We start from the raw sequence: 12971 nt of genomic DNA, 5'->3' as shown, positions 1-12971 counted from the left end.
CCCGTATAAATTAATCGATAACAATACGAACTTTATTGATGTCTTTACCCTGACAAAGTTTGTCGAGCAGCCGATTAAAGCGTTCAGCTACTTCGTCACGGCTTTGGGGAAGGCCTTTTCCGAGGGCATTAATAAAGTCAGCTGAGTTTATTCTTAGCTCTTCCAACCCTGCCAGCACTTGATTTACCGCTTGTATAAAGTTTGTATCAAGCGGCTCAGGGAGCTGACCATTCTGAATAAAATCACGAAGTAACTGTGCCTGCTCTGGTTTAAGCAGGCTAAGGTTAATGAACGGGTCATCGAGAAGACTATTCAAATTACTATGCCAATCACTTTGTAAACTATCGAGCCGTTGCTCCAGATTCTTTAGCTGTTCACTGGCCGGTGCCTTCCCGCTCTCTTGACGAGCATTGAAGTCTGCTGGATTGGCATTCATCGCTAGATGTTTAGGATCAATGGGCTTAGCTATTTGTAATTGTGCTACATCTTTACGCCAATCCGCTAGTTGTTGAGCTGGGAGCAATGTGATACCACTCAAAATATCCAATTCTGCAAGACGTTCATCGCTTAGCAGTTTGGATTTAGTCTTTTCTTCTCTACTGTCGAGATGCGCCCGTATATAGAGTTCAATATAATGCTTCGCGTACTCTGTTTTTAGCTCTGTTAAAACAGAGATCTGCGTCGTTTTGAAGTTCTCATTGTATCGTAATGATGGGTCAGCGAAACCTTGTCTTAATGTATCACGAGCTAATTTAACTTGTTCTTGCCACATGTGCTGCTCGGGCAGTACCAACTGAGCCTCTTTTAGGTAAGTGCATAATGGGGTCAGATCGTTGACTGCCGCTTTGAGTTGCACGAAATTTCGCCATGACTGAAGCATTTGTTGGAAATTGGCAATTTCTGTAGCAGTTACCTTAAGGTTTTTCAGTTTACCTGGTTTGTCATAGCGGTGGATAGTTTCCAAAAAGATTTTCAGCTCAGTCAATTGTGTTGACAGCGTTTGTTCTTCACTTTCTTCCAGAACTAATTGTCCCCATAACGGCAACCGTTCTTTTACACTCTGCTGCCCCTTGACTAGTTCGTTGATCAGCTGGTCTGAGCGCTTTAGCATTTCGCGTACGATGCTCTCATCACCTTGCTGGATCGAAGTAGCTAAACCGTCATTCATATCTAACAGAGTGAGCAGTGATTTTAATGCGGTGACATTAAAATCCTTTGGCGCTTGGATATGTTTAAAGTCTTTTAGTACATCAAATGAAATGGATTTGAATTTGACGGCATCGCTGGCTGTAAGGGTATGGCCGACCACTACCAACTCAAGCTCGCCGCTATAAACTAAACAAGCGATCAGGACTAGCAGCCATTCCGGCTCTAATCGGTAGCTTTCTGGTTTAAAATAGAGGCGAGAATTGATGGCTTCAAGCAGCTCAGGCTGATTGACGACCTGGCCTTGCGGCTTGTTTTGCAGAACAGCTAAAACTGCTTTGGCATAGCGTGATTGTAGCGGAGCAATTTTATCGCCATCTAGTAATTCAAGTGCGTCAAGGACGGCATTGGCTCGCTTTGTCGCAGCGCCACCGGAGACAACACTTAACGCATCTTTGGCTGCGCTTTCTATGTTTTCATAAGTGATCCACTGACTAAAAGTTGGATACTCGGGTGCCAATGAAACAAAGTGATTAGCCAAGATATGGCTGGCAACGGATTCAAAAATATCCTTGAGACTGCCAATTTGACTATCACCGAGTCCAGAAATGTTGCGAACCGAGGTGCCTTTGAGCCAGTCCATCATCGGCTTGCTTTGCCCATTGTATTGGGCTACGTAAGCGTCTTTGAAATGACTTTTTAACCAAGTTTGCATCTCTCTAAGATAACCATCCGCCTTTAGTTTGTAGACATTCTTAGCATTACCCGTAGCAGACGCATATAAATCAACAGCGGCTGCATAGTAATTCAGGCTACGATTAAAATCTGCGTCAGCATTTTGCAGTATGAATAGCACTTCATCGTTGCGGATGTATTCTTTTTTCTGTTTTGGCGGGTTGTATGGCTGTATGAAATACATGTAATAGTCAAGCGGCGGCTTGGCAGTTTCACGCTCATTAGGCGAGCCTAGGAACATCCATCCTGGACGATTAACATTGCGATCCAACCATTTCAGTTCGTGCCGCCACATCTGAACATTGGGTTGCTGCATATCAGTTTCTTCCAAGATCTGCAGCATAGCTTCACGATAGGCACCGTTACGACTATCATCCGTAAGCAAGGGAATCTTGTTTTCGATATAAGCATCAAAGTCTTCAGTCTTTTTCAAATCCAAAAAGAACTGATCGTTTGCCTTGTTCTTTGAAAAGAACTGGCCATTGACGGTTTTTCGAATCTTAGTTAGTACAGCAACAATCTGAGTTTCCAGATTTTTACTCTTTTCTCCAGGCAGTTGCTCGATACCAGGCAGATAGAGACAGAGTGAATCACGCAGCTCGGCGGCAGTGGCTCCCATCTCGTTATAAACATCGCCAACAGTCAAACGATGGATTGCCAAACCAGCGACAAGGCGTTTGGCGAAGTCTATTTCAGTTGCGGTTGGGTAGGCCTGGTCAATACGAGTAAACAGGGTTTCACCGACATCAATGACCTGACCTACATCAGGATTAGTTTTAGCGCTGGGGTCACTTCTGAGCTCGTCCCAGTAGGTGTCATAAGAGAATACGCCCGGCTTATCAAGGGGGACTTGTTGCTCCATTAAAGCCTGCATCTGCCGCGAGAGGCTACGTAATACCTGTCGTTGTTCGATGCCTGCCCCATTTACACGCTCGAAAGTATTGATGTAATCAGGATGAACAGGGAACATTCGAACAAATTCATCGAGCCGTTCATTCATGCGATCAAAACAAGGGGTGAATTGTTGCAGGTACTCACGGATCCAGTGCAATTGCTGGGCATCTTTTTTGAGTAGGCGCTCAGCAACCACATATTTAATATCGTCACGAGTGATCAGTACCTGCTCTGCACGATCACGGATGCGTTTGACTTCTTGCGTTGCAAAAGCGAGCTGAGTGCTGTCGAAAATGGCTTCCTGAACGCCACAAATAAAACGAAAACGTGTGCCATCGATCACTTCTCCCATGACGCGCATCATGGCCATATCCAACGGAAGCTGCTGCTGGTTACGAGAGCGGAGGTAGTCGAGGATTTCATCACAAATCAAAAGCAAACCTTGATCTGGATAGCGTTGATGAAATAGCGCCATCATCTCTTCAAAGTAGGGTTTGTGATTGGATGAGATTTCATCCATAGAGGGAAATTGATAATCAATCCCCATTTCCGCCAAGCTGGAGGTCAGGTTGTCTGTGACTATATCAGCAAAGGCTTTTTTGCTAGCCCCGACCTCAAAGCGAATGACTTTAAATTTTCCGGCAATTTTGCCCGCAGCGTGGCGAACCTTGTCGTTAGTAATAAACTTTGCAAGTTCTGGAAACTCAGCAACTGCCGAGATCACTGACATCAGGTGTGATTTACCTGAGCCGTAGTTACCGACAACCCAGAGAGATTTGTTATCAACTGATTCTTCAAACTGCAACTGGGGAATGATGATGTCCGCCAGTTTTAGTGCCATCTTGTCCGAGATAACATAAGACGCCACCAACTGCTGAGCTTTGTGCTGTTCAGCAGACTCCTTGAGTTTGATGATAGTTGTGACGGGTTCAAATTGAATGAGCTCTCCGTACTTTTTCATTTATATTCCCTCTGCTCAACAAAATGAATGATCGGCAGATTTGCCAGCTCATTCGCTGTGTAAGATTGATAATCGGCCCTTCCCGGAACTGAAAAGGTTAAAAATTGTTCTGTAAGCTGCCCAGGCCAAATAGCGATGATAGGCTTGATACGCGCTAGCTCTTGTAGCTGGCGCAAAGGATCTAGTTCTAGAGATGGCTCAAATAGAATTTGAATCCTTTCAATCCATACTACTTCAGACGCTATGCAATTTAGCATTTTAGCGAGGATATCTGGTGCCTTACGGGATCGATCACCACGCGATAGCGGAAGCAAGTGTACACATAGCTCTTCAGATAGCTCGAGCAACGTTATCTCTTCTGACAGATGAGAAGGCAATATGCCTTGTTCAGTTGAGTTTACGATTAGCACCAGCGAGCTAGCCTGGTCACACAATCTCAAAAGGGCTGAGTCGGTTTCCTTAAGCAGATCGTAAGTCGAGGATACGATTGTAGTATGGATGTTTTGACCAATCATTTATCTGAAGTTTTAACGTGAACTGATGGGCATATTCTAGCGAGTTAGTAACTGCTTGTCTCAATAGAAACAGAGCACTTTGATGGTCATTCGTACTACTGCTTTCATTTGTTTTGATGATTGGATAGTGAGCTGGCCACCATGAGGGCAAGAGAAATCTACTTTACTTAGGCCTGCTTAGTTGCAAGCAATGCCAGTTTTACTTTACCGTTTTGCAGGGAGGCAGAAAGAGGCTGCTAACCGCGGCGATGAGAATGAGGGATTTGTCATCGTTACCGTTACTGCAGCCCTCTGGGCTATTTGATAGTCATTACCGTAGCCCTGTCGTTTTAACGCCGGATGTTGCAATGGCATGGATGGACCTGACCACCAGCAGCGCGCAGAAGCTGGCGAAGGAAGGTGCCTTGCAATCAGAGTAATTTGCCTAGCATCCAGTTTCAACTGCTGCAGGTAATGTCAGGAATCAAAATGCTGATCTCATTTTACCGATAGCATGACGAGTTAATAGTGTAACCACTACAGGAATTAAGTGAGCAGATGATGGATATTAAGCAACGACCATTAACAAAAGCTGACTTGACGTTTGTCATGGATGAACTAGCAGCAGGTGCCCGGACGGGTAATTTTTCCAATAATTTTATTGATTCCCGAATCTCAAAGCCTTTTGAGAAGCAGATACGTGAGATGATCCGAGTTAGAGATACCGGGAAGTATACCGGCCATTACTTTAATATTATAGCTCGAGGGACTGACGGGAATCGACTGGGTTTCATATGGTTGCAGGATGTCATCATTGACGAGCAACCGGGGCTGGAATTACGAGTGTTGTGTGTCTCCAAACGCTATCGTGGGAACAGTATTGCAACAGCCGTTCTCAATAACATCCTTGAGCATTATGCTGAGCGGCCTTTCCAGGCGAAGTGTTATGCCAAATCAACACAAATGATCGAGATGCTAAAGAAGCGGGGGTTCAATGTATTAAATACCGCCGCGTCGGGTAATATGTTTCTTGTACGAAATGCCAGTCTTCATTTGCCCATTATTAAATCACTGTAGCGTGGCGAGAGCATCTCACGCTTCATCTGCCTACCCTGACCAGAGAAGTAAAGTGTGCCTTTACCGTCTTTGGCATTAAGGCGGTCAATAACCTGCTTTAATTACGTGCAGTCCTCACTCGGCGCGTTTTCGTTAAAGTGATTGAGCAGGGCGACACCTTGACTGCAAGTTCCGAGCATGACCCTAGCTTTTGGTACCGGAGGCCATCCTTCCAGATCGCGTCCAGGTACCGCGTTGCGGCGCTGATAATGTCGCGGCTGTCCTGTGTCGGTGTTAGCAGCCTCACCGATGCGCTATTGCCGTAATATGGCTCATTCAATCAGAAGGGGGAGGTTTTAACGAAGGCGGAAATAAAGCGGCAATATTGGTGCTCACCTCGTAGTTTATGAAGTTATTTAGAGTTATGGTAGGAACTTACGCTGAGTGAAAAACACGCAACTTTGTGATCTTCCACGCAGCATTCAATTTTATGTCCCATTCTGGGGGCAAATCTCCAAAATAAAGTCTCACAACCCATTAATTTTCAACAAATTAAAAGAAAAGGCGAGTCCGGCCTTCGCACTCACCCTCTAAACACCTCCTTCCTGTGCCACTCTACAAACCCTTCTTTTGGATAATTCTCGCGTATCATCGGTAGAGCAATCTCCTTCCCGTCGAAATCCCAGAACAGTCTGCCCACAATACCGCTGCCATTTACTGCAGATGAAATTCGTACTCGCATACTCTCATCCAGCCCAATCGAACCTTTATCAAAGGCTTTATGATGAATTGCACACAGCGCCAGGCTGTTTGAAATCTCGCACGGGCCGCCGTGCTGTTTCCATTTGATATGGGCAGCTTCCAGGGCGACAGAGGTGCTGTCGTGGCGCATATTGAAGCCACAAATGGCGCATTCATAGTTATAGGCTCGCAGAACCTGTTGGCGGAACAACGGGTCCCGCTGTTTGCGGATTTGCAGGATATCAAATCCCAGTTCATCCGCGATCTCTTCCTGAATGCTTTCGGTGAAGTGCGCCTCGAGGATTTGCTGGGCCAGGGCGTTGATGAGGTTTTTGCTTTTTTTCAGCAGGGCAAAATGTTGTTCATCAAAGCCTCCGGCAACGTTATGCGTCACCAGTTCTCCGGCAGGGGGCTGTTTGCTGCTGCCGGACGTTGAACAATGCTCGGCGTTTTGTAGCTCCCAGAACCCATCTCCCTGTAAGCGCCAGAAGGGCATATCCGGGCGGTACTGCGCGCGCTGTGGTCCAAATCGCTCCAGCAGGTTATGCAACGGGTCGCAAACTTCCGAACCGTAGTCAAACAGGCGACCGTGACCTTGCTGATAACCCGCCAGCACATGAAGCAGCAGCAGAGGCTTGTGCGGCGCACGCTGCTCGCCTTTACGCCAGATGGTGATGTCGGCAATTGCCTGTTGCAGGGTTTTACTGGAAGTCATTGATTTCATTATCAGGTAAATAATTGCGATGATGCTCGCAAAATATCACCTGATCAAGGGGAGTGAGGCCGATACACTATCGACGTCACTTTATCGCTTGCCGTTATTTCAGAAAGCCTTTGGTTAAAGGAACCTGACCCATGAATGAACTACCTGACATACTGCCTCGCGAGTACATCATCAAGGCCATTCACGCCTATGACGCGGGTTTTTCGCATCGTTTCAAAGAGGCACGGCTTTACGAGCTGGAATTTCAGGGGCGTCGCTATCCGTCAAAAGCCATTGCCGGAATTGCAGCGACGCTTTTGACGGGCAAAGCGTTTACGCCTCAGGATTTCTCCGGCGGTATCAGTTCGAAATGCGTCAGATTATTAACTGAGCAAGGTTTTCATATTGTTCGGGATAAAAATCTCGCAGCAACGGTGAGCGACACTATCTTCCCTGAGGAGCTCGAGGCGCAAACTGAATATATAGAGGGGGCGGCGACTCAGGTGACCGTGAATCGCTATGAGCGCGACCGCAATGCCCGACAGGTGGCGCTTCGCCATCATGGCTGTCAGTGCAAAGTGTGTGGCATCGATATGTCAAAGGTCTACGGTAAGATTGCCGAAGGGTTTATCCATGTTCATCACCTGGTACCCTTATCGGTAATTAAAGAAGACTACCGCCTTGATCCCATCAATGACCTGATCCCCGTGTGTCCAAATTGTCATACCATGCTGCACCGGCGCATACCGCCATATACCCCAGAAGAACTGAAAAATATGCTGTGCTAAAGGCTCAAAAAAGGCGCCCCCAGACGCCTTTACCTCAATCCATCACCCTTTCGACGCTTTCCCCGCAATCACCCCGATAAACTCCAGCACCTGCTTTTGCTTGCGTGCGGAGAGCTTTTCCACGGCACGCAAGGATTTCATCAGTTCTGACTCTTCGGGTTCGACGGCGCGGGCGGTTAACACGATGCAGCCTTGCATTACGCGCACATCAACGCTGGTGCCGGTGTCGAATCCGGCGGCTTTAAGCCACTGGCCCTTCATCACGATGGACGGAAACTGGACGTATTTTACCGGTGTGCGGCTGTAATCAGGATAACGGCTCGCATAACCCACCTTCAGGCGACGGTTATCTGCGGCGTGCACTTCTGGATCAAAAGAAACTGCAATACAATGCGTATCAGTCATGATGGCTATTCTCCGATAATAGTTACTGTGATTAGCGATGCGGAGGTGTTGGCGCACCTTCGTATCGCGCTAAAAAAACACCTGTAAATTACCCCAGTAATATCCGGGAAGTCCAGATGTAAATAAGATGAAATAAGCGCGATTAGCACGCTTTCTGAATAAATAGAAATCCTCCCTATCCCAATAAATCCGGTATTATTCACCGTATAAATTCATTCCCATCGAATCCTTCAAATGCCTGCCATTTCCAGAAAATAACGCCCATCTACGTCAGGCCTAAAATGCGATCTAAATCACTGAAGCAAATAGTAAACTCTGAAACTACAGCATTTTGTACACTTTGGTTTACACTTTTAGTGATGTGAATCACAAATATAAACCCGTGAAGTGATCCGACTCTCACAAAATGGCGTGTACTCATTCACCAATACATCATGAGAACAGCCTGGAAAGTTAAGTTTTCAGTATTTCCACACTCCACAGACACACAACGGCAAACAGCAAATCAATACGCAGAAAAAACTTGTTGAATATGAATGGGTAAAAAAAAGACGTGTGATTTGCATCACTCACATTTACAGCTTTTTAAATTATTGGCAGTGATTAATGTTGACCGGACTATTTCCATCATCAATTAAATCTTGCATAGTGCTCCCACATTATTTCACCCCCTGCATCAGGCGGCGAATAGTTATATTTCATCAGCCTATGTTGATGAGCCAGGTATGATTTACTTCACATTAATACGTACACGACCACTGTTACTGGAGAAACAAAATGAATTATCCGGCAGAACCCTTCCGTATTAAAAGCGTTGAAACTGTATCTATGATCCCGCGTGATGAACGCCTGATAAAAATGCAAGAAGCGGGTTACAATACTTTCCTGTTAAATTCGAAAGATATCTATATTGATCTGCTGACAGACAGCGGCACTAACGCAATGAGCGACAAGCAGTGGGCTGGAATGATGATGGGTGATGAAGCCTACGCGGGCAGCGAAAACTTCTATCATCTGGAAAGAACCGTGCAGGAATTGTTTGGCTTTAAACATATTGTTCCTACTCACCAGGGGCGTGGCGCAGAAAACCTGTTATCGCAACTGGCTATTAAACCGGGGCAATATGTTGCCGGAAATATGTATTTCACCACCACCCGTTACCACCAGGAAAAAAATGGTGCGGTGTTTGTGGATATCGTTCGTGATGAAGCGCACGATGCCGGTCTGAATATTGCTTTTAAAGGTGATATCGATCTTAAAAAATTACAAAAGCTGATTGATGAAAAAGGCGCAGAGAATATTGCCTATATCTGTCTGGCGGTCACGGTTAACCTCGCAGGCGGGCAGCCGGTCTCGATGGCTAACATGCGTGCGGTACGTGAACTGACAGAAGCGCACGGCATTAAAGTGTTCTACGATGCAACCCGATGCGTAGAAAATGCCTACTTTATCAAAGAGCAAGAGCAGGGCTTTGAGAACAAGAGTATCGCAGAGATCGTGCACGAGATGTTCAGCTATGCAGACGGTTGTACCATGAGTGGTAAAAAAGACTGTCTGGTCAACATCGGCGGCTTCCTGTGCATGAACGATGACGAAATGTTCTCTTCTGCCAAAGAGTTAGTCGTTGTTTACGAAGGTATGCCATCCTACGGTGGTCTGGCCGGACGCGACATGGAAGCGATGGCGATTGGCCTGCGTGAAGCCATGCAGTATGAGTACATTGAGCACCGCGTGAAGCAGGTTCGCTACCTCGGCGACAAGCTGAAAGCCGCCGGTGTGCCGATTGTTGAACCAGTGGGCGGCCATGCGGTATTCCTCGATGCGCGCCGTTTCTGCGAGCATCTGACCCAAGACGAGTTCCCGGCGCAGAGCCTGGCGGCGAGCATTTATGTGGAGACCGGCGTGCGCAGTATGGAGCGCGGTATTATCTCTGCGGGCCGTAACAATGCAACCGGCGAGCACCACAGACCGAAACTGGAAACGGTACGTCTGACGATCCCGCGTCGTGTATATACCTATGCGCATATGGACGTGGTAGCAGACGGCATCATTAAACTTTACCAGCATAAAGAAGATATTCGCGGGTTGAAGTTTATTTACGAGCCGAAGCAGTTACGCTTCTTTACTGCACGTTTTGATTATATTTAAATCTTATTCTGGCCCCATCTTGTGATGGGGCTTTTTTGTATTCCTTTTCCATGAACAGGAAGCCTTTGCGGTGCCCGTTACCGTGACATAACGAAAAAATTGCAAACCCTGACTCCGACATTTTTATTATCCGCATGATGTACAAATGACAGCTGTAATTATAACGAATAGTCTACAGGAACATTTATCATGGATATTAATGCCATTGAGCGACAGAGTAGTACCCCCGGATTGATTAGCGGAACCATGTTGGTTATCGCAACCGTCGTGGGCGGTGGAATGTTTTCCCTGCCGATTGCGATGGCCGGCGTATGGTTTCCCGGCGCCTCTGTCATTCTTCTTTTTGTTGCCATCATGATGTTATTAACCGGCCTGATGCTGGTTGAAGTGAACCTGCATTACGGTGCGGGTGCCAGTTTTAATACCTTTACTCAGGATTTATTAGGCCAGAAGTGGAATATCGTAGTGGGTATCGCTTTTGGTTTTGTGCTGTATATTCTGACCTATGCCTATATCTCCGGCTCATCAGCGGTAATGGCACAAACCGTATTTAAATACAGCGGTGTGCGCTTTCCGGCCAATGTTTCGGTGGTGATTGTCAGTATGTTGGTTGGGGTGATTGCCTGGTACAGTTCGCTGCTGGTTGGGCGGATCACTACCGTGTTGATTATGGGCAAATTTATCGCATTCTTTGCAACCTTCTCCGGACTGGTCGGCCATATTGAAGTGGCAAAGTTAGTCGATAGCGTGGCGGTGGCAATACCGGGTTCGCAATACCTGCCGTATATCCTGATGACGTTGCCGTTCTGCATTATCTCATTTGGTTTTCATGGCAACGTGCCTAGCCTGGTCAAACTGTACGGTAAGAGTGGAGTCCCGCATATTACGCGCTCGATTATCATCGGCACGCTGTTTGCCCTGCTGCTGTATATCTTCTGGCTGGGCGTGACGATGGGCAATATCAGCCGCTCGGAATTCCCGCCGATTATCGCCAAAGGTGGCAATATCGATGTGTTTGTCGAGGCCATCAGCGGGTTATTCACCAGTCGCTATATGGATCTGATCCTGACCTTCTTCGGTAACTTTGCCGTTGCCAGTTCGTTGCTGGCGGCGACCCTCGGTCTGTTTGACTATATCGCCGACTTGTTTCACTTCCCGGATAATGGCGTGGGCCGTCTGAAAACTGCGCTAGTAACTTATTTCCCACCGGCAGCAGTGTGCTTCTTCTTCCCGAATGGTTTTGTCCACGCGATTGGCTACGCCGGTCTGGCCTTCACTATCTGGAGCGTGATCCTGCCACCGTTCCTGGTAAAAGCGGCGCGTAAGCGTTTTCCCACCGCCAGTTATACCGCGCCCTGTAATAACACCGTGCTCAACCTGGTGATCGTCTGCGGCGGAATCGTGTATCTGACGGTGGTGCTGGACGTGTTTGGTCTGCTGCCGACGTTTCGTTAACGGGAGCTTCTATGTTTTTGACATTGCTACGGTTTCAGCATCCGCTGGTTTGTCGCTTTGCGTGGCTGCGCTTGCGGGTGGTGGTGTTAAGAACGTGTGGGCTGCGTAAGAAAAAAGCGGGGAATAAGACTCAGGCCTGTCGCTGACAGGCCTGCCTGGCATTACACCCGGAAGTAGCGTGGTGGGATCAACGCAGAAAAGGCGTCGAACTTCTTCACCATCTTTTTCCAGAACAACATAACATCAATCCTCTATTTGAAACATCGGCGCTATTTTAGTCAGCGCTGACAAATCGTAAAGCCAATCGCCTCGTTCCGATCGCGAGGTGGTGTAAACCTTTCAGTTCACTGAATCGTCAAATGCAATTGCCAGCACGGCAATCGGGTTGACATGTGCCTGTCTGTTCAAATACCCCATTTCATGTATTACAAATGAGTATCAGAGCCTTTAATCAGATACTCATAATTAGGTGGTGAAAAACCTTGAGAATAAATGAGATCAGGATTAACGCAATGAAACAAAGAGTTAGAACTATTCTGGCAAGTGGCGAAATTCAATAAAAAAATGTGAGCGGTGCCGAAAGAAATAAAAAGGGGTATTGCTTGAGACGGGTGAACGGAGGATTATTTTATTTGTCATACAAATAAGGTGACGATATTTGCTTTGTAACCTGATGCCGAATTGCCATCAGGACAAAACAGAAACGGAGTATTGATGGTGAATGTAAATTTCTTTGTCACCTGTATTGGTGACGCGCTGAAATCACGGATGGCACGAGATTCCGTATTGTTGCTGGAAAAGCTCGGCTGTCGCGTTAATTTCCCCGAGAAGCAGGGGTGTTGTGGTCAACCCGCTATCAACAGCGGCTATATCAAAGAAGCGATCCCTGGGATGAAAAACCTGATCGCTGCGCTGGAGGATAACGACGACCCGATAATCTCTCCGGCAGGCTCGTGTACCTACGCGGTGAAAAGTTACCCGACGTATCTGGCCGATGAGCCCGCATGGGCATTGCGTGCCGAGAAGGTTGCCGCACGCATGCAGGATCTCACCTCTTTTATTGTCAACAAACTGGGCGTGGTGGATGTCGGTGCCAGTCTGCAGGGCAGAGCGGTGTACCACCCTTCGTGCAGCCTGACCCGCAAACTGGGCGTGAAAGAAGAGCCGCTCAGGCTGTTGCATAACGTGCGTGGGCTGGAGTTGCTAACGTTCGCCGATCAGGACACCTGCTGCGGATTTGGCGGTACTTTTTCGATCAAAATGGCCGAAATATCCGGTGAGATGGTGAAAGAGAAGGTTGTCCATATGATGGATGCGAAGCCGGAATATTTGATTGGTGCTGACGTCAGCTGCCTGCTGAACATTGGTGGCCGACTGCAACGAGAAGGTCAGCCGGTCAAAGTGATGCATATTGCTGAAGTGCTGATGAGCCGCTGAGGAGAATG

The 12971-nt window shown here is 47.3% G+C and carries 11 protein-coding genes and 1 pseudogene; 7 read left to right on the top strand and 5 right to left on the bottom strand.

What is annotated here, in order from left to right:
- Nucleotides 1–10: 10 nt before the first annotated feature.
- Entirely contained in the window at nt 11–3736 is a 3726-nt protein-coding gene (locus tag E4Z61_RS13980) for a DUF6079 family protein (RefSeq protein WP_135323298.1), read from the bottom strand.
- Nucleotides 3733–4251 carry a BREX-3 system P-loop-containing protein BrxF gene (gene brxF, locus E4Z61_RS13975; protein WP_135323297.1) on the bottom strand — a complete coding sequence of 173 codons (519 nt, stop codon included), beginning with the start codon at nt 4249–4251 and terminating at the stop codon, nt 3733–3735. The genes E4Z61_RS13980 and brxF overlap by 4 nt, the downstream gene beginning before the upstream one ends.
- Nucleotides 4252–4505: 254 nt before the next feature.
- Between brxF and E4Z61_RS23880 the strand changes: the two genes are divergently transcribed.
- Nucleotides 4506–4670, top strand: coding sequence for a hypothetical protein (locus tag E4Z61_RS23880; RefSeq protein ID WP_167817556.1), 165 nt, complete (start codon nt 4506–4508; stop codon nt 4668–4670).
- A 118-nt stretch (nt 4671–4788) separates the two neighbouring features.
- Entirely contained in the window at nt 4789–5307 is a 519-nt protein-coding gene (locus E4Z61_RS13970; RefSeq protein ID WP_135323296.1) for a GNAT family N-acetyltransferase, read from the top strand.
- On the opposite strand, the pseudogene E4Z61_RS13965 reads toward E4Z61_RS13970, so the two are convergent.
- Nucleotides 5280–5692: pseudogene (locus E4Z61_RS13965) on the bottom strand (DinB/UmuC family translesion DNA polymerase); the annotation flags it as partial. The gene E4Z61_RS13970 and the pseudogene E4Z61_RS13965 overlap by 28 nt on opposite strands.
- A gap of 177 nt (nt 5693–5869) precedes the next feature.
- Complete coding sequence (locus E4Z61_RS13960) at nt 5870–6742, bottom strand: phosphorothioated DNA-binding restriction endonuclease (protein WP_135323295.1); 873 nt, start codon at nt 6740–6742, stop codon at nt 5870–5872.
- Nucleotides 6743–6882: 140 nt separating this feature from the next.
- Between E4Z61_RS13960 and E4Z61_RS13955 the strand changes: the two genes are divergently transcribed.
- Entirely contained in the window at nt 6883–7518 is a 636-nt protein-coding gene (locus tag E4Z61_RS13955; RefSeq protein WP_135323294.1) for an HNH endonuclease, read from the top strand.
- A 42-nt stretch (nt 7519–7560) separates the two neighbouring features.
- Here the strand turns inward: E4Z61_RS13955 and symE are convergent, their stop codons facing one another.
- On the bottom strand, nt 7561–7923 hold the full coding sequence (symE, locus tag E4Z61_RS13950) for an endoribonuclease SymE (RefSeq protein WP_135323293.1): 363 nt from the start codon (nt 7921–7923) through the stop codon (nt 7561–7563).
- 777 nt (nt 7924–8700) lie between these two features.
- Here symE and E4Z61_RS13945 point away from each other — a divergent pair.
- The 4 genes from E4Z61_RS13945 (at nt 8701) to E4Z61_RS13935 (ending at nt 12963) form a co-directional block, all read left to right on the top strand.
- Nucleotides 8701–10071: a tyrosine phenol-lyase gene (locus tag E4Z61_RS13945; protein WP_135323292.1), complete on the top strand. Its 1371-nt coding sequence runs from the start codon at nt 8701–8703 to the stop codon at nt 10069–10071.
- Between the two features lie 189 nt (nt 10072–10260).
- Nucleotides 10261–11526, top strand: a complete 1266-nt coding sequence (locus tag E4Z61_RS13940) for an aromatic amino acid transporter (protein ID WP_135323291.1) — start codon at nt 10261–10263, stop codon at nt 11524–11526.
- A gap of 11 nt (nt 11527–11537) precedes the next feature.
- Entirely contained in the window at nt 11538–11672 is a 135-nt protein-coding gene (locus E4Z61_RS24255; RefSeq protein WP_276608730.1) for a hypothetical protein, read from the top strand.
- Between the two features lie 571 nt (nt 11673–12243).
- A complete protein-coding gene (locus E4Z61_RS13935; RefSeq protein ID WP_135324944.1) occupies nt 12244–12963 on the top strand; it encodes a (Fe-S)-binding protein in 720 nt (239 codons plus the stop codon).
- Nucleotides 12964–12971: the final 8 nt, after the last annotated feature.

The sequence above is a fragment of the Citrobacter tructae genome, assembly GCF_004684345.1.
In the GTDB taxonomy this organism is placed as follows: domain Bacteria; phylum Pseudomonadota; class Gammaproteobacteria; order Enterobacterales; family Enterobacteriaceae; genus Citrobacter; species Citrobacter tructae.
Note: the sequence above shows the minus strand (reverse complement) of the source record. Positions and strands in the feature narration are given on the sequence as shown.

What these genes read in the sequence shown, in the direction of transcription:
- E4Z61_RS13980 (WP_135323298.1), bottom strand. Translation starts at nt 3,736, where the DNA reads ATGAAAAAGTACGGAGAGCTCATTCAATTTGAACCCGTCACAACTATC.
- brxF (WP_135323297.1), bottom strand. Translation starts at nt 4,251, where the DNA reads ATGATTGGTCAAAACATCCATACTACAATCGTATCCTCGACTTACGAT.
- E4Z61_RS23880 (WP_167817556.1), top strand. Translation starts at nt 4,506, where the DNA reads ATGAGGGATTTGTCATCGTTACCGTTACTGCAGCCCTCTGGGCTATTT.
- E4Z61_RS13970 (WP_135323296.1), top strand. Translation starts at nt 4,789, where the DNA reads ATGATGGATATTAAGCAACGACCATTAACAAAAGCTGACTTGACGTTT.
- E4Z61_RS13960 (WP_135323295.1), bottom strand. Translation starts at nt 6,742, where the DNA reads ATGACTTCCAGTAAAACCCTGCAACAGGCAATTGCCGACATCACCATC.
- E4Z61_RS13955 (WP_135323294.1), top strand. Translation starts at nt 6,883, where the DNA reads ATGAATGAACTACCTGACATACTGCCTCGCGAGTACATCATCAAGGCC.
- symE (WP_135323293.1), bottom strand. Translation starts at nt 7,923, where the DNA reads ATGACTGATACGCATTGTATTGCAGTTTCTTTTGATCCAGAAGTGCAC.
- E4Z61_RS13945 (WP_135323292.1), top strand. Translation starts at nt 8,701, where the DNA reads ATGAATTATCCGGCAGAACCCTTCCGTATTAAAAGCGTTGAAACTGTA.
- E4Z61_RS13940 (WP_135323291.1), top strand. Translation starts at nt 10,261, where the DNA reads ATGGATATTAATGCCATTGAGCGACAGAGTAGTACCCCCGGATTGATT.
- E4Z61_RS24255 (WP_276608730.1), top strand. Translation starts at nt 11,538, where the DNA reads ATGTTTTTGACATTGCTACGGTTTCAGCATCCGCTGGTTTGTCGCTTT.